Below are 16,961 nucleotides of genomic sequence, written 5' to 3'. Positions count from 1 at the left end.
CCCGCAGCGCTCATTCGACGGTCACGGACTTGGCGAGGTTGCGCGGCTGGTCCACGTCCTTCCCCATGAAGAGCGCCGTGTGATAGGCGATCAGCTGGGCCGGTATGGCGTAGACCAGCGGCGCGATGATGGGGGTCATGGCCGGCATGGCGACGGTCGCCATCGTCTCCACGGCCGCCTCGCGTGCCGCATGCGCCTCGCCGACGAGGACGATGCGCCCGCCGCGCGCAGCAACCTCCTGCATGTTCGACACGGTCTTCTCGAAGACGGCATCGCTGGGTGCCAACACAATGACCGGCACCGTCTCGTCGATGAGGGCGATGGGGCCGTGCTTCAATTCGCCGGCGGCATAGCCCTCCGCATGGATGTAGGAGATTTCCTTGAGCTTCAGTGCGCCCTCGAGGGCGAGCGGATAGGCCATGCCGCGCCCGAGGTAGAGCACGTCGCGCGCCTTGGACAATTCGCGCGCCAGGCCCTCGATATCCGCCTCGCTCTTCAACGCCTCGGCCATGAGGCCAGGCACCGAGATGAGGGCGGAGACGAGCCCCTCCTCGTCCCGCTCGCTCAGGGTGCCGCGCGCCCGCCCGGCGGCGATCGCCAGCGCCAGCAGCACCGCGAGCTGGCAGGTGAAGGCCTTGGTCGAGGCCACTCCGATCTCGGGGCCGGCGAGCGTCGGCAGCACGGCCGTGCTTTCGCGGGCGATCGTCGATGTTGGCACGTTGACGACGGACAGGATCGAGGCACCACCCGCCTTGGCATAGCGCAGCGAGGCGAGCGTGTCGGCGGTCTCGCCCGACTGGGAGATGAACAGCGCGACATCCGTCTCGAACAGCGGCATCTCGCGGTAGCGGAACTCGGAGGCGACGTCGATCTCCACCGGCAGGCGCGCCAGCCGCTCGAACCAGTAGCGCGCGACGAGCCCCGCGTAATAGGCCGTGCCGCAGGCCGAGATGACGATGCGGTTCACCTTGCGGAAATCGACGGCGAGTTCAGCCGGCATCTTCACCCGACCTGCCGCGAGGTCGACGTAATGGGCGACCGTGCGGCCGACCACCTCCGGCTGCTCGTGGATCTCCTTCGCCATGAAATGGCGGTGGTTGCCCTTGTCCGCGATGAAGGCGCCTGGCGAGAACCGCTGGCGCTCGCGCTGAACCACCTTGCCGGAAGCGTCGCGGATGATGGCGCCGTCGTGCGACAGCACCGCCCAGTCGCCATCGTCGAGATAGGAGATCTCGTCCGTCAGCGGCGCCAGTGCCAGCGCATCGGAGCCCAGATACATCTCGCCTTCGCCATAGCCGATGGCGAGCGGCGCCCCGTGGCGCGCACCGATGAGAAGGTCGTCCTCGCCGGCGAAGACGAAGGCGAGCGCGAAGGCGCCGCGCAGCTGCGGCAGGACGGCGGCGACGGCATCGGCCGGCGCCTTGCCCGCCCGCATCTCGCGCGTCACCAGCTGGGCGACGACCTCGGTGTCCGTCTCGGTCTCGAAGACCACGCCCCCGGCCTGCAGCTCCTCCTTGAGCGCGCGGAAATTCTCGATGATGCCGTTGTGGACCACGGCGAGACGATCCGTCGCATGCGGATGCGCGTTGGTTTCGTTGGGGCGGCCATGTGTCGCCCAGCGGGTGTGGCCGATGCCGACGGGACCGGACAGCGGCGAGCGCGCCAGCTTGTCCTCGAGGTTGCGCAACTTGCCCTCGGCCCGGCGGCGCTCCAGCCGCCCGTTCTCAAGTGTGGCGACGCCGGCAGAGTCGTAGCCGCGGTATTCGAGGCGCTTCAGCGCATCCACCACGAGCGGGGCGGCCGGCTGCCGCCCGAGTATTCCCACGATGCCGCACATGGATGGTCTACTCCCCGAAAGGCCAGCACAGTCGTATCGCCGATCACGGCGGATCGACGTGGTATCCGATCGCGACGCGCAGGTTCAAATCACGTTCGATATCCGTTTGTGACGTAAGGGCGCAGATGAGCATGCGCCTCATTCGGTCTTTTTGGTAGAAGCGCCACTAAACGTTTCGCGGAATTTCTGTGCCCAGCCGTCCTTGGTGACCTGCCGCGCGCGGCCGACAGCGAGCGCATCGGCCGGCACGTCCATGGTCACCACCGAGCCGGAGCCGACAAAGGCGCCATCTCCGATGGTGACCGGCGCGACGAGGGAGGAATTGGAGCCGACGAAGGCGCCGGCGCCGACCTCCGTGCGGTGCTTGCGGAAGCCGTCGTAGTTGCAGGTGATGGTGCCGGCGCCGATGTTCGCCCTGGCGCCGATCGTCGCATCGCCGAGATAGCTCAGATGATTGGCCTTGGCGCCGGCCCCGAGCGTCGCGTTCTTGACCTCGACGAAATTGCCGACCCGCGCGCCCTCGCCGATATCGGTGCCCGGACGCAGGCGGGCATAGGGACCGACGGATGCGCCGGCGCGGACCCGCGCCCCTTCGAGATGCGAGAAAGCGTGGATGACGGCCCCGTCCTCCACCATCGCGCCGGGCCCGAAGACGACATGCGGCTCCACCACCACGTCCCGGCCGAGGCGTGTGTCGGCGCTGAGGAAGACCGTCTCCGGCGCCTGCAGCGTCGCCCCCTCGCGCATCGCCGCAAGCCGCAGCCTCACCTGCAGCGTCGCCTCTGCCTGCGCAAGCTGGGTGCGGTCGTTGATGCCCTGGACTTCCGCTTCATCGGCAACGACGACATGGGCCTTGAGGCCACGCGCCCGCGCCACCGCCACCGCGTCGGTCAGGTAGAACTCCCGCTGGGCATTGTCCTGGCCGATCGCGTCGAGCAGCGCGAGCGCCTCGCCGCCGTCAAGGGCCATCAGGCCCGCGTTGCACAGGCCGACGCGCCGCTCCTCGTCGTTCGCGTCCTTGTGTTCGCGGATGGCGAGGAGGTCTTCGCCTTCGATGATAAGACGCCCGTAGCCGTTGGGATCGGCGGCCTCGAAGCCGAGCACGGCGACGGCGGCGCCGCGGGCAAGCTCCGCCCGCAGGCGGCCGAAGGTCTCTGCGGTCACGAGGGGCGTGTCGGCGAAGGCCACGAGGACGTCGTCATAGCCCTGCGCGATCTCGTCGCGCGCTGCGAGCACGGCATGGGCCGTGCCCAGGCGCTGTGCCTGGACATGGATCGTCGCATCGGCCCGCACGCGGCGCGCCTCGGCGGCGACGTCGTCGCGGTCCGGGCCAACGACCACGGACACCGCGTCCGCCCCGGCCGCCGAGACGGCGTGGAGCACGTGGGCAAGGAGGCTGCGCCCGGCGAGCGCATGGAGAACCTTGGGCGTGCGCGATTTCATGCGCGTACCCTCTCCTGCGGCCAGTACGATGACGAGGCAGCGACGTGCCGCCGCCGGATCCGATGCCTTCACCATGCCATCTCCCGGATCTCATCCGCTGCGTGGAAGCGGACAGCTTCCCAATTTCGGCCTCTTTACGACCGCAAATCGTTGCCAGTGTCAAAGGTGTCTGCGCTCGGCGTGGAAGCTGTTCGCGATTCAACGAAATTTCGCCGCTGCCGTCGAAAGCATGATAGAAGCCGCCGGTGCTCACACCAGTATCCCGAACGCACCAATAGGTCGAGTTGTCTGCCAAAGTGCCGAACGAATCGTCTATGTCCTCCGGCTCCATCGCGTCCTCCCGCCATCCTGATCGCCGGGAGGCATTGCGCCTCGGCCTTGGTCTCGCCGGCGGGGCCGCGCTCGGCCTGCCGGCGAAGCCTGTTCTCGCGCAGGAAAAGCCCTTTCCGCAGGTGGCCATAGAGGCGGTCCTGGCGGAGGGGCAGCCGTTCAATCCCGCCCGCGTGGCGGAGGTGGCAAGCGCCATTGCGCGCAAGGCCTACGTCGCCCCACCGACGACCCTTCCTGACACCCTGGCCAACCTGTCCTTCGAGGACTATTCGGCCATCCGCCTGCGGGAGACGGCGCGCGTGTGGGCCGGCGAAGGGCGCAGCTTCTCGATCGAGCCGCTGCATCGCGGCTTCATCTACACGAATGCGGTGACCATCTATGTCGTCGAGGACGGCACCATCCGCCGCGTGGCCTATGATCCGAGCCGCTTCGTGTTCGGCGCCGCCCAGCAGCTGCCGGCCGATGTCGGCAGTCTGGATTTTTCTGGCTTTAAGGTGTTCTTCGGCTCCGGGCGCGAGCCCAAGCGCGAGGTCGCCGTCTTCCAGGGCGCGACCTTCTTCCGCGCCATCGCCTCCGGCCAGAACTACGGCATTACCGCGCGCACACTCGCATTGCAGCCGGCGGACTCGCGCGGCGAGGAATTTCCGCTGTTTCGCGCCTTCTGGATCGAGCGACCCGCGCCCGGGTCCGACAGCCTCGCGGTGCATGCGCTCCTCGATGCGCCGAGTGCGGCCGGCGCAGTGCGCTTCACGCTGCGCCCCGGCGACATGACGATCACCGACGTCGAAGTGGCGCTCTTCCCCCGCACGAACCTCGACCACGTCGGCATCGGCGCCATGAACGCGACCTATGTCTTCGGGCCGAACGACGGCGCGGCTGACGACGTGCGCGTGGCCGCCTACGAGGTCAAGGGCCTGCAGATCCTGAACGGCCAAGGCGAATGGATATGGCGCCCGCTGTCCAACCCCGAGACGCTGCAGATCTCCGCCTTCATTGACGAGAACCCGCGCGGCTTCGGCCTGTTGCAGCGCGATCGCGACTTCTCGGCCTTCCAGGACGACCTGCGTCGCTTCGAGCTGAGGCCGAGCCTGTGGCTCGAACCCTTCGGGGAATGGGGCAAGGGGAGCGTGCAGCTCATCGAGGTGCCGACGGATTCGGACCGCAACGACAACGTCATCGCCTACTGGCGCCCGGCCGAGCCCTACAAGGCCGGCGAGGAAGCGAGCATCTCCTATCGGCTCTTCTGGTGCTGGACGCCGCCGGAGCGCCCGCCGCTCGCCACCGTCGCCAATACCCGCGCAGGCCGTGGCGGTTCCGGCAACAGGCGGCGCTTCGCCATCGACTTCGTCGGCGAGCGCCTCGCCGACCCTGCCGCCATTGTCGAGATCAAGCCGTCTCTTTCGGCTACGCCCGGCCAGATTCTCGATCTCAGATTGTGGTCTTATCCGGAAAGGCGCACACTGCGCGTGACTTTCGAGCTTGATCCAGGAAACGAGACGGCTTCCGAGCTGCGCCTGCTGCTGGAAGCGGCTGGCAAAGCCGCGAGCGAGACGTGGCTATATCGTTGGACGCCATGACGGACCACGCTGATCCGCGCCCGATGACGACGATCCTTCCCGATGCGATGCCGCCCGAGGCGCCGCTCGCCATGCCGACCCAATCGCTGCGGCGCTTCGAGCCGAGCAAGGAGCGGCGCCGGCCAATCCGGCGCTTTGCCGTTCCCTGGCTCGCCCGGCTCGCCGTCTTCGGCGGCGGTGCCGCCCTCACCGCCTATGGCGTGTGGGAGATGGTTCAGGTCGTGTCTGTCAGCCGCACCACTGTACTGCAGTGGGTGCTGGTCGCACTCTTCTCCGTTAATTTCTCGTGGATCGCGCTGGCCTTCAGTTCCGCCGTCGTCGGTTTCATCGCCCTGCTGTGGAGCCGGCGTCCCTCGCAGGCACCGACGACGCTCACGCGGCGCACCGCTGTCGTGATGCCGATCTACAACGAATCGACCGCTCGGGTCTTCGCCGCGGTCGCGGCCATCCGCGAGTCGATCGAGGAAACCGGGCTTGGTTCCCATTTCGACTATTTTCTGCTTTCCGACACCACCGATCCCGATGTCTGGATCGCGGAGGAACGGGCCTTCCTCGCCCTGCGCCAGCGTCTCGGGCCCGATGCCCGCCTCTATTATCGCCACCGGCCGAAGAATACGCACCGCAAGGCGGGCAATATCGCCGATTTCGTGACGCGCTGGGGTGGCAGCTACGATCACATGCTGGTGCTCGACGCCGACAGCCTGATGACCGGCGACTGCATCGTGCGCCTTGCCGCGGCGATGGAAGCCGATCCGGATGCCGGCATCATCCAGAGCCTGCCACTTGTCATCAACCGCAATACGCTGTTTGCGCGCCTGCAGCAGTTCGCGGCGCGCATCTACGGTCCGGTCATCGCCAAGGGCCTCGCGGTCTGGATGGGGCGCGACGGCAACTACTGGGGCCACAACGCAATCATCCGCACCGCCGCCTTCGCGGCCCATTGCGGCTTGCCGGACCTGCCGGGCAAGCCGCCGTTCGGTGGCCACATTCTCAGCCATGACTTCGTCGAAGCGGCGCTCATCCGCCGCGCCGGCTGGTCCGTCTACATGCTGCCGGAGCTGGAGGGCAGCTACGAGGAGAGCCCACCCTCGCTCATCGATGTGGCCGCGCGCGACCGCCGCTGGTGCCAGGGCAATCTTCAGCACATGCGCGTCATCGGCGCGCGGGGACTGAAGCTCGCCAGCCGGCAGCATTTCGCGACCGGCATCATGTCCTATCTCGCCTCGCCCTTCTGGCTCATGCAACTCGTGGTCGGCCTCGTCCTCGTGCTGCAGACCCGCTACGTGAAGCCCGAATATTTCACCAGCGAGTTTGCCCTGTCGCCGATCTGGCCACGTTTCGACGCGGAGCGGGCGCTCGCGCTCTTCGCGCTGACCATGGGCGTGCTGCTGGCACCGAAGGTTTTCGGCCTCACCCTCGCCCTGCTCAGGGGCTCCATCCGGCGCCCGAGTGGTGGTGGCCTGCGGCTCGTTCTTTCCGCCCTGATCGAGATCTTGCTGTCGGCCATGCTGGCGCCGATGATGATGCTTATCCAGTCCGGGGCGGTGTTCCAGATCCTCGCGGGGCGCGACACCGGCTGGCAGCCGCAGCGGCGGGACGACGGGTCGGTCCCCTTCCGCGACATCGTGCGCCGCCATCGCATGCATGTGCTCCTCGGCATCGTCACGGGCGTCTCGGCCTTCCTCATCTCGACCTCGCTGTTCGCCTGGATGTCGCCGACCATCCTCGGTCTCGTGCTCGCCATCCTTCTTTCCTGGCTCAGCGGCACGCTGGCGGCGGGGCTCGCCCTCAAACGCTGGGGCCTCCTGCTGACACCGGAGGAAGCGGTGCCGCCGCCGATCGCGCTGCGCGCCGCCGAACTCACCAGGGAACTCGCCGCGAACGGTTTCGACGAGGCCGATGGTCTGCGCGCCATTCATGCCGACCCGGCCTTGCGGGCGGCGCACGAGGCGATGCTGCCGCCCGCGGAACCACGCCGGCGCGGTGCGATCGATGCGGAGCGCGCTCTGGCACAGGCCAAGCTTGTCGACGCCCGGTCCATCGACGATGCTGTAGCCTGGCTGCGGCCGAAGGAACGTATGGTGCTGTTGCACGACCGCGCGTTGGTGGCTCTGCTCGCCGGATTGCCGGGCGAGGCGCCGGCCGATCGTCAGGCCTACGACGAGGCGGCGGAATAACGGACACCCAACCGATGAGCGAAGGTGGGCGCAGTGGCGAGATCACGGCGGGGCTTCTGCTCAAGGCCTACGCCTGCGGCCTATTCCCGATGGCCGAGAGCGCCGACGAGCCGGGCCTGTTCTGGGTCGAGCCGCGCGAGCGCGGCATCCTGCCGCTCGACGATTTCCATCTGCCGCGCCGCCTTGCCCGAAGCGTCGCTGCGGACCGGTACGAGATCCGCATCGACGGAGATTTCGAAGCCGTCATCGCGGGCTGCGCCTCGGCGGCGCCGGGCCGCGAGCGCACGTGGATCAACCGCCGCATCAGGTCGCTCTACGGCGAGCTCTTCGATCTCGGCCATTGTCACACCGTGGAGGTGTGGGACGACGGGAATCTGGTTGGCGGACTCTACGGCGTGGCGCTTGGCGGCGCGTTCTTCGGCGAGAGCATGTTCCACCGCACGCGCGACGCCTCGAAGATCGCCCTCGTCCATCTGGTCGCGCGCCTGCGCAGCGGCGGCTTCACGCTGCTCGACACACAATTCGTCACCGAACATCTGCGCCAGTTCGGCGCGACCGAGGTGCCGAAGAAGAAGTACTTGCAGATGTTGCAGAAGAGCATAACCACGGCAGCCGACTGGGACAGGCTTCCGCTCAACGCCCATCAGTTCGGCCGCTGCATCGTCTCAGCAATCCGATAGCCGCTTTTCAGCGGCGGCCGCGTCCACGGGGGGCGGCAGTCGCAGCCCCGGTATGGGGTCGAGCGGCAGGACCACATGCGCGGTTCAGCCGCCGCGCGCCGGCGCCGGGGCATCGGCCGCGGGCTGGGCGGGCGGATCGGGAATGATCTCGGTGCCGCCGGTGCAGCCCGTCAGCCAGACATCGTAGACCGGATGCTCGATGCCGTGCAGGCCGGGCGAGGCCGCGAACACCCAGCCGGTGAAAATGCGACGGTATTCGTTGTTTACCGTCACCTCGTCCACCTCAATGAAAGCGGTCGTGTTGGGTGTCTCGGTGTCGGGGCGCGTGTAGCAGACGCGCGGTGTCAGCTGCAGGGCGCCGAACTGCACCGTTTCCTCGACGGCGACCTCGAACGAGACGATGCGCCCCGTGATCTTGTCGAGGCCGGAGAAGACAGCCGTCGGGTTGCTGATCTTGTCCGCGCTGGCGTGCGGGACGGCCAGCGTACTCAGCACCAGGGCGGACAGGAGGGGCACAGCCAAGCGCATCAACCAAGCCTCGTTCGCGGAAGACCGGCGTGCCCGCCGGCGCCACTGCCTCTCGGCACCGTGTCCCGGTTAACATGGCGGAGATGGTGGAAAAAGGGCGTGCGCACAGAAAATGACGGCAGCCGCGATGTTTGGTCCGAAGCATGGCCGCGACCTGGCAGACGGTTTCGCGCTCCTGATCGCTGACGGCGCCCCGCTGCGCCGCCCCGTGCTCTGGCGTCGCCAGAAAAGCTTCCGGAAAAACGAAACAGGGCCGCGATGGCGGCCCTGGATGAGAGCATCGAGCTTGTGGATGCGCCGCCGCTTCAGCTGCCCGGCGACCACGCCTGATAGTCGCCCGTGGCCGGCGGCCGGCGGCCGCTCGCGAGTGTCGAGCCGGCGGGACGGTAAGCCTTCGGGGTGCCGGTGAAGTTCGGCTTGTGCGGTTTCTGCCAGTCGCGCGGCTTGTAGTCTTCCTGCGTCGGCGGCACGTCCACCGTATGGTGCAACCACCCATTCCAGCCGGGCGGGGTCATTGAGGCTTCTGCTTCGCCGTTGTAGATGACCCAGCGCCGTTCGATGCCGAGCGCCGGATCCTTCCTGCCGCCGCGGGTCCGGTAATACTTGTTCCCGAACTCGTCCTCGCCGACGAATTCGCCATTGCGCCAGGTATGGAACCGCGTGCCAAGCGTCTGGCCGCTCCACCAGGTGAAGAACTGAAGCAGGAAGGTCTTCAAGGCTGACCCCGGTCTCGTTGCATGGGCTGCGATCGCGGGCTGCGCCGCCGCGAAATCGCGCGGAATATGACCGTCTCGCCGCGCAATGTCCAGCTACGCCTTGCCGCAGGAGACGGCGGAGAATCGCCGCCGTTGGTGCCGGCCGTCCGTCAAGAGGGCATTGCTCCGGCCAGCTTCGCAGTCATTCACACCGGCCGGCGCGAGGCGGCGCCATTCCCCCTCACCCCACAACCGCGATTCGTTCGTTGGCCGGCATTGTTTTCAGCACCACTGAGGCTCCCGCCATGCCGCAACTTCCGGTCGGGAAGCTGCGTCGATAAACGCCCTTGAGATGCATGTCGCCCGCCCCCGCCATGCGCTGATCGCCGCCCGGCGCGTGGCTGCGGCACCCGCGTCTCGTTCAAGCATCACTTCAACGCGGGGTAAATCCTGCCACAGTTTTCGATACTTACGCAGAACGCACCACATCGTCCCCGTTGTTCACATCCTCGTCACAAGATATAGGGGGCGCGATGGCCTGTTCGCACTAATTCTTGACGAATAAGGCTTTCTGGCACTAGCTTAGGCGTTACGTCGCGGCGGCGTCGCACCGGCCGAAACCCGGCCGGAACAAATACCGCTCATGGGGTGGTGAAGGCAGCCGGGCGGCGCGCACGGGTCGTCCCTGGAGCGGTCTTTTCCCTCGCGGGACATGCGGTCGCCGGCGGCGGTTCACGATCGAGGCGGGTCGAACCTGCCCGAGGTTTAGAGGCAACAACAGAGCTGCGGGTGGGAGCCGTCGGTTGGCGGCTTCGAGGGCGGATTTCGCCCGGCTCATGGGGATGACGACAATGCGGATCGAGCGGCGATACACGAAGGCGGGCCATTCTCCTTATTCCACCATCGAGTTCCGGCTCGCGACCAGTGAGATCCGCAATCCCGACGGCTCGGTCGTCTTTCGCCTCGAGGGCATCAGCGTGCCCGCGTCCTGGAGTCAGGTGGCGACGGACGTGCTGGCGCAGAAATATTTCCGCAAGGCCGGCGTGCCCGCGCGCCTGAAGAAGGTCGAGGAGAACGACGTTCCCTCCTTCCTCTGGCGGTCCGTGCCAGACGATGAGGCCCTCGCCGCCCTGCCCGAGAACGAGCGCTACGGCTCGGAGACCTCGTCCACTCAGGTGTTCGACCGGCTTGCCGGCTGCTGGACCTACTGGGGCTGGAAGGGCGGCTATTTCTCGAGCGAAGAGGACGCCTCCGCCTTCCTCGACGAGTTGCGCTACATGCTCGCCAACCAGATGGTCGCGCCCAACTCGCCGCAGTGGTTCAACACCGGCCTGCACTGGGCCTATGGCATCGACGGCCCGGGCCAGGGCCACTACTATGTCGACCACACCACGGGCCGCCTGGTGAAGTCGAAGTCGGCCTACGAGCACCCGCAGCCGCACGCCTGCTTCATCCAGTCCGTCGCCGACGACCTCGTCAACGAGGGCGGCATAATGGACCTGTGGGTTCGCGAGGCGCGCCTGTTCAAATACGGCTCCGGCACCGGCTCCAACTTCTCGGCCCTGCGCGGCGAGGGCGAGAAGCTCTCGGGTGGCGGCAAGTCCTCCGGCCTCATGTCCTTCCTCAAGATCGGCGACCGGGCGGCCGGCGCCATCAAGTCGGGCGGCACCACGCGCCGCGCCGCCAAGATGGTGGTAGTCGACGTCGACCATCCCGACATCGAGGCCTATATCGACTGGAAGGTGAAGGAGGAGCAGAAGGTCGCGAGCCTCGTCACCGGCTCCAAGATCGTCAAGAAGCATATGAAAGCCGTGATGAAGGCCTGCGTGAACTGCGAGGCCGAGGGTGACGCATGCTTCGATCCGGAGAAGAACCCGGCGCTCAAGCGCGAGATCAAGCTCGCCCGCCGCGCCATGGTGCCCGACAACTACATCAAGCGCGTCATCCAGTTCGCCCGCCAGGGCTATTCGGACATCGCCTTCGACACCTACGATACCGACTGGGATTCGGAGGCCTATGCGACTGTCGCCGGCCAGAACTCCAACAATTCTGTCCGCGTCGACGACGCATTTCTCACTGCCGTCGAGGCCGACGGCGACTGGCAGCTTAAAGCGCGCCTCACCGGACGCGTCACGAAGACGCTGAAGGCCCGGGATCTCTGGGAGAAGATCGGCTATGCCGCCTGGGCCTCGGCCGATCCGGGCATCCAGTTCCACACCACCATCAACGACTGGCACACATGTCCGGCTTCGGGACCGATCCGCGCCTCGAACCCCTGCTCGGAATACATGTTCCTCGACGACACGGCCTGCAACCTCGCCTCGGCGAACCTCTTGCAGTTCTACGACCGTGCCTCGCGCCGCTTCGACATCGGCTCCTACGAGCACGCCTGCCGGCTGTGGACCGTCGTGCTCGAGATCTCGGTACTGATGGCGCAGTTCCCGTCGAAGGAGATCGCGGAGCTGTCCTACGAGTTCCGCACGCTCGGCCTCGGCTATGCCAATATCGGCGGGCTCCTGATGACCATGGGCCTGTCCTATGACTCCGACGAGGGCCGCGCCCTCGGCGGCGCCCTGACAGCCATCATGACGGGCGTCTCCTACGCCACCTCGGCCGAGATGGCGGGCGAGCTCGGGCCCTTTCCGGGCTACAAGAAGAACGCCCAGCACATGCTGCGCGTCATCCGCAACCATCGCCGCGCGGCGTACGGCAAGAGCGAGGGCTACGAGAAGCTGGCGACGCCGCCGGTGCCGCTCGACCACGCCTCATGTGGGAGGCTCGCCCAGGGCGAGGAATTCGTGACCCGCGCCAAGCACGCCTGGGACAAGGCGCTCGAGCTTGGCGAGCAGCACGGCTACCGCAACGCGCAGGCGACCGTGATCGCTCCGACCGGCACCATCGGCCTCGTCATGGATTGCGACACCACCGGCATCGAGCCCGACTTCGCTCTCGTGAAGTTCAAAAAGCTCGCAGGCGGCGGCTATTTCAAGATCATCAACCGCGCCGTTCCCGACGCCCTGCGCGTTCTCGGCTATTCCGAGGCCGAGATCGCCGAGATCGAGGCCTATGCGGTCGGCCACGGCTCCATTGCCCAGGCGCCCGCCATAAATCACGGCTCCCTGCGTGCCAAGGGCTTCACGGAAGAGAAGATCGCTGCCGTCGAGGCGGGCATGAAGTCGGCCTTCGACATCAAGTTCGTCTTCAACAAGTGGACGCTCGGCGAGGACTTCCTGCGCGACACACTCAAGGTGCCGGCCGAGAAGCTGAGCGATCCGGCTTTCGAGCTTCTGCCGTTCCTCGGCTTCTCCAGGGCCGAGATCGAGGCCGCCAACATCCACGTCTGCGGGGCGATGACGCTCGAAGGCGCGCCGCACCTGAAGGCGGAGCACTATCCGGTCTTCGACTGCGCCAATCCGTGCGGGCGCATCGGCAAGCGCTACCTCTCGGTAGAGAGCCACATCCGCATGATGGCGGCGGCGCAGCCGTTCATCTCGGGCGCCATCTCCAAGACCATCAACATGCCCAACGATGCCACGGTCGAGGACTGCAAGAGCGCCTATCTCCTCTCCTGGCGCCTGGCGCTGAAGGCCAACGCCCTCTACCGCGACGGCTCCAAGCTGTCACAGCCCCTCAATGCTGCCCTCATCGCCGATGAGGACGAGGACGAGGACGATGCGGTCGAGACGCTCGTCGCCCAGGCTCCGGTGGCGCGAGCGGCTCAGGTGGCCGAAAGGATCGTCGAGAAGGTGATCGAGCGCGTCGAGCGCGTGCGCGAGCGCGAGAAGATGCCCGACCGGCGCACCGGCTATACCCAGAAGGCCATCGTCGGCGGCCACAAGGTCTATCTGCACACCGGCGAATATGCCGACGGTCGCCTCGGAGAGATCTTCATCGACATGCACAAGGAGGGCGCCGCCTTCCGGGCGATGATGAACAACTTCGCCATCGCCGTGTCGCTCGGCCTGCAGTACGGCGTGCCGCTCGAGGAATATGTCGAGGCGTTCACCTTCACGCGCTTCGAGCCGGCCGGCTTCGTGCAGGGCAACCAGTCGATCAAGAATGCGACGTCGATCCTCGACTATGTCTTCCGCGAGCTCGCCATTTCCTATCTCGGCCGCCACGACCTCGCCCACATCGATCCGGGCGAGATCGGCCACGACGTGCTCGGCGGCGGCGTCGCCCAGGGCAAGGCCCCTGCCCCGCAGGCAACGGCGCCGCAGGTGGTCTCGCGCGGCTTCGTGCGCGGCCGGGCGACGAACTTCCTGTCGATCGCCGGTGGCGGCGACAGTCGCCCCGCTCCCACTGCCGGCCGTGGCTCCACGGTTGTCGCTCTCGCCTCCGGCGCGACGGCCCTGAAGGGCGAACCCGCCTTCGAGGAGGACGAGGAAACCGTGGGCGAGGCGCAGATGGCCGAGCTCGGCTTCGCCGCCCCCTCCCAGCCTGCGACGGGCACCGGGCGCTCCCTCGCTGACCGTCGCGCCGAAGCTCGCATGAAGGGCTACGAGGGCGAAGCCTGCCCCGAATGCGGTAACTTCACGCTCGTCCGCAACGGCACTTGCATGAAATGCGACACGTGCGGCGGCACGACGGGTTGCTCGTGAGCGGTGGGTGGTTGGTGGAACCCTCGGGGTTCCGTTTTCGGACCCAAAGTTCCGGATCTGTCGGGGGGCGCGATGAGCGCCCCCCACGCTGTAAATTTGTCATTCAGATTGCCGCATTGACGCAACAGTCCGCCGCGGTCACATGCGTCGGGGCTGCAACTGTCGGCAGTGGAACCGACCTGAGACCCTATTTTCCTCCGGCTTGAGAGAGCGTTCTGGTTTTCATTCATCCATAGTGGAGAAACGGCCGTCGCCGCATGGCCCATATGACGATGGGCGGCTGGTTGGGCGGCAGCGACGCGGGCGACGGCGACGAGGATGACCGTTAACCCAGAGTTGCGGCCGGGCCGGTAAAGGCGCTCTTGACCTTCCCATGGTGGGAAGGCGCAGAGATGGCGCATGGTCCCTGAAACGGAGAGCGAGTCCATGTGCGGGTGCAATGCCCATCAGTCGCAGACAAACGTCGTTCCGCAGCCCGGCCGTGAGGTCCTGAGCCTGCGGGTGGAGGATATGACGTGCGGCCACTGTGCCGCTGCCATCAGCAAGGCGATCGAGACGGGCCTGCCGGGGACGCAGGTTGCGGTAGATCCGGCCTCCAAGCTCGTTTCCGTGCGAGGCGGAACAGACATCGCGGCGATCAAGGCGCTCGTGATCAAGGCGGGCTACACCCCGTCCACGGTCTGAGGCAGTCCTTGCCCGGTCGCGAGCCTCGCACGTCTCCGCCGCCTCAATCCTGATATGCTGTGGCGACCGCGTCACCGCCGCCAGAATTCCGGTCGGACGAAGTGTCCAGCCTTGCCATGACCAAGATCGCACTTATCGTTCATCCGATGCTGCAAGCATTTCGCAGATTGGTGATCCTCATCGCCGCCCTCGCCTTCTCGGCGACGAGCGTCGGCTGGGGCTATGCCAATACGCCCGGACAAATGCCTGCAGCAGGAGGCGCTGTGGCGGAGACGCCGCGGCATGCGCACGTTCATCACGGCCATGGCCAGGATGCCGACAGCGATCACGGCCCGGCCGCCGGCCAGGCCTGCCCCGCCACGAACGATGGCTCGTGCAAATCCGAGAGGAACCAGGGCGCTGGCATGAACTGCTGCGCCTTCGCCTGTCATCTCGCCATACCGTCGGCCGTTTGCACGTCGTCTCCGCACAGGATCGTCGGCGCCATCGAGCCGGCCTTCTTTCGCGTCGGCATCAAGGAAGCCCTCGCGGCACGCCTCGAGCGGCCGCCGCGATCGGGCAGCGCGCAAGCGTCGGCCTGATTCCGGCACCGGACCACAAGCGGTCCACCACATTCCCCGGATCCTGGCCGACCTCTTTCGCCGGTAGCCGTGTCACGTGCTGTCGTTGAGCGAGTGGTTCGTGGCGCGCCCGCGCCACCCGCGCCACCCGCGCCCTCGTCGGCCTGTCCGAGGTCCAATCATGAAAGCCTTTTTTGCGACGGCTTGCGCCGTCCTCCTGTCCGCATGTTCCGGCCCCCCTCCCATCACGGCGGGTGCCGATCCGGCCGATCCCGGCGCGCTGGTGCCGCCGCTGCGCTACGTGCCGGTGACGGCCGGTACGATCGACTACCAGCCCGTCGCGCCCCGACTGTGGTCCGCGAGCAACGAGAGTGTCGCCCCTCGCGGGAGGAGTGAATGACGGCGGTTACTTTCCACTCCCCTCCGTGCAGACGGGTGAGGCCCCTCGTGACGGCCGGTGTGCTCGCCTTCGCCCTTGGTGGCTGCGTCTTCACGCCAGACGGCGGCATGGGGCCTGTCGCGGCGCGGGTCTCCGCCGACCTCGGCAAGGACACGATCAAGATTGCCTCCGCAGCCGATGCCGCAGCGGCGCAGCAACGCGTCAAGGCACTGCTCGCCCGGCCGCTGACGGCAGATGGCGCCGTGCAGGTCGCGCTTCTCAACAACCGTGGCCTGCAGGCGGCGTACAATACCCTCGGCATCTCGGAAGCGGCCTTCGTTCAGGCGAGCCTGCCGCCGAACCCCGTCATCGGCATCGAGCGCCTGTCGACGGGCGGCGAACTCGAGATCGAACGGCGCCTCGTCGCCAATATCCTCGCGCTTCTCACGCTGCCGGCGCGCAGCGACATCGCGAAGACCCAGTTCGAGGCAGCCCGGCAGCGGGCCATCGAGGCGACCTTCCGCATGGCGGCAGAGACGCGGCGGGCCTATTATCGCACTGTCGCGGCGCGGCAGACGGTCGCTTTCCTCGACGAGGCCCGCACCTCGGCCGACGCCGCCGCCGACCTCACCCGCAAGCTCGGCGAGACGGGTGCCGCCAACAAGCTCGACCAGGCCCGGGCCGGCGCCTTCTACGCGGAGATATCAAACCAGCTGGCCGAGGCGCGCCTCGCGGCGGCGACCCAGCGCGAAGCTCTGACGCGCCAACTCGGCCTCTGGGGCGCGGACATCAACTACAGGCTGCCGGGGCAACTGCCGCCCCTGCCGCGGCTGAGGACGGCGAGACAGGTCGAGGAGGAGGCGGTGCGCCGGCGCGTCGACCTCATCGCGGCCCGCCTCGAGCTCGAGGCCATGGCGAAGGGCCTCGGGCTGAGCGAGGCGACGCGCTTCGTTTCCATGCTCGATGGCAGCCTGCGGCGGAACTACGAGCGCGTCATCGAGGACGGGCACAAGGAGAAGGCCTACCCGAAGGGCTTCGAGCTCGAGATCGAGATCCCCATCTTCGACCTCGGCGAGGTGAAGGTGCGGCAGGCGCGCGAGACCTACATGCAGACGGTCAACCGCCTGCTGGAGAAGGCCGTCAACGTGCGGTCCGAGGCGCGCGAGGCCTATCTCGCCTATCGCGGCCGCCACGACATCGCCCGCCAGTATCAGAGCCGCATCCTGCCCCTGCGCAAGACGGTCAGCGAGGAGGCGCTGCTGCAATACAACGGCATGCTCATCGACGTCTTCGAGCTCTTGACGACCGTGCGCGAGAGCATCGCCAGCAACGTCGCGGCGATCGGCGCCAGGCGCGACTTCTTCCTCGCATCGGTCGATTTCGACACCGCCATCATTGGCGGCGGCGCCTCCGGCGGAGCCGGAGAAGGCCCCGTCGCGCTTGCGGCCGCCGAGGCCGGCGGACACTGAG

Annotated in this window: 11 protein-coding genes and 1 pseudogene; 8 read left to right on the top strand and 4 right to left on the bottom strand. The window is 67.2% G+C overall.

The genetic code is table 11. From position 1 onward, the window contains the following. Nucleotides 1–10: 10 nt before the first annotated feature. Entirely contained in the window at nucleotides 11–1,837 is a 1,827-nt protein-coding gene (gene glmS, locus P2T65_RS08535; RefSeq protein WP_276199585.1) for a glutamine--fructose-6-phosphate transaminase (isomerizing), read from the bottom strand. A gap of 138 nt (nucleotides 1,838–1,975) precedes the next feature. Further along, on the bottom strand, nucleotides 1,976–3,355 hold the full coding sequence (glmU, locus tag P2T65_RS08530) for a bifunctional UDP-N-acetylglucosamine diphosphorylase/glucosamine-1-phosphate N-acetyltransferase GlmU (RefSeq protein WP_055458230.1): 1,380 nt from the start codon (nucleotides 3,353–3,355) through the stop codon (nucleotides 1,976–1,978). A 239-nt stretch (nucleotides 3,356–3,594) separates the two neighbouring features. On the opposite strand from glmU, the gene P2T65_RS08525 reads away from it, so the two are divergent. Genes P2T65_RS08525 through aat form a run of 3 tightly spaced genes read left to right on the top strand, consistent with a single transcriptional unit; the run spans nucleotide 3,595 to nucleotide 8,044 of the window. Next, nucleotides 3,595–5,187, top strand: coding sequence for a glucan biosynthesis protein (locus P2T65_RS08525; protein ID WP_063186432.1), 1,593 nt, complete (start codon nucleotides 3,595–3,597; stop codon nucleotides 5,185–5,187). 23 nt (nucleotides 5,188–5,210) lie between these two features. Then, on the top strand, nucleotides 5,211–7,364 hold the full coding sequence (mdoH, locus tag P2T65_RS08520; protein WP_096335335.1) for a glucans biosynthesis glucosyltransferase MdoH: 2,154 nt from the start codon (nucleotides 5,211–5,213) through the stop codon (nucleotides 7,362–7,364). 14 nt (nucleotides 7,365–7,378) lie between these two features. Then, nucleotides 7,379–8,044: a leucyl/phenylalanyl-tRNA--protein transferase gene (gene aat / locus P2T65_RS08515; RefSeq protein WP_071923807.1), complete on the top strand. Its 666-nt coding sequence runs from the start codon at nucleotides 7,379–7,381 to the stop codon at nucleotides 8,042–8,044. Nucleotides 8,045–8,179: 135 nt separating this feature from the next. Here the strand turns inward: aat and P2T65_RS08510 are convergent. Further along, nucleotides 8,180–8,572: pseudogene (locus tag P2T65_RS08510) on the bottom strand (DUF2155 domain-containing protein); the annotation flags it as partial. A 305-nt stretch (nucleotides 8,573–8,877) separates the two neighbouring features. Then, the gene (locus P2T65_RS08505; protein WP_055458234.1) at nucleotides 8,878–9,288 is read right to left on the bottom strand and encodes an NADH:ubiquinone oxidoreductase subunit NDUFA12; all 411 of its coding nucleotides are present in this window, start codon (nucleotides 9,286–9,288) and stop codon (nucleotides 8,878–8,880) included. A gap of 830 nt (nucleotides 9,289–10,118) precedes the next feature. On the opposite strand from P2T65_RS08505, the gene P2T65_RS08500 reads away from it, so the two are divergent. The 5 genes from P2T65_RS08500 to P2T65_RS08480 all read left to right on the top strand — a co-directional run bounded on the left by P2T65_RS08500 (nucleotide 10,119) and on the right by P2T65_RS08480 (nucleotide 16,960). Then, a complete protein-coding gene (locus P2T65_RS08500) occupies nucleotides 10,119–13,868 on the top strand; it encodes a vitamin B12-dependent ribonucleotide reductase (protein WP_276199637.1) in 3,750 nt (1,249 codons plus the stop codon). 399 nt (nucleotides 13,869–14,267) lie between these two features. Beyond that, the gene (locus tag P2T65_RS08495; protein WP_245280472.1) at nucleotides 14,268–14,552 is read left to right on the top strand and encodes a heavy-metal-associated domain-containing protein; all 285 of its coding nucleotides are present in this window, start codon (nucleotides 14,268–14,270) and stop codon (nucleotides 14,550–14,552) included. 116 nt (nucleotides 14,553–14,668) lie between these two features. Beyond that, complete coding sequence (locus P2T65_RS08490) at nucleotides 14,669–15,133, top strand: hypothetical protein (protein ID WP_276199584.1); 465 nt, start codon at nucleotides 14,669–14,671, stop codon at nucleotides 15,131–15,133. A 160-nt stretch (nucleotides 15,134–15,293) separates the two neighbouring features. Next, nucleotides 15,294–15,512, top strand: a complete 219-nt coding sequence (locus P2T65_RS08485) for a hypothetical protein (RefSeq protein ID WP_082831555.1) — start codon at nucleotides 15,294–15,296, stop codon at nucleotides 15,510–15,512. Next, nucleotides 15,509–16,960 (top strand): TolC family protein, encoded by a 1,452-nt coding sequence (locus tag P2T65_RS08480; RefSeq protein WP_276199583.1) that lies wholly within the window; start codon nucleotides 15,509–15,511, stop codon nucleotides 16,958–16,960. Before P2T65_RS08485 ends, P2T65_RS08480 begins: the two co-directional genes overlap by 4 nt. Nucleotide 16,961: the final 1 nt, after the last annotated feature.

Origin of the sequence: Chelatococcus sp. XZ-Ab1, assembly GCF_029309855.1 — a bacterium.
Taxonomy (GTDB): Bacteria; Pseudomonadota; Alphaproteobacteria; order Rhizobiales; family Beijerinckiaceae; genus Chelatococcus_A; species Chelatococcus_A sambhunathii.
This window is presented reverse-complemented; position numbering and strand designations above follow the sequence as displayed.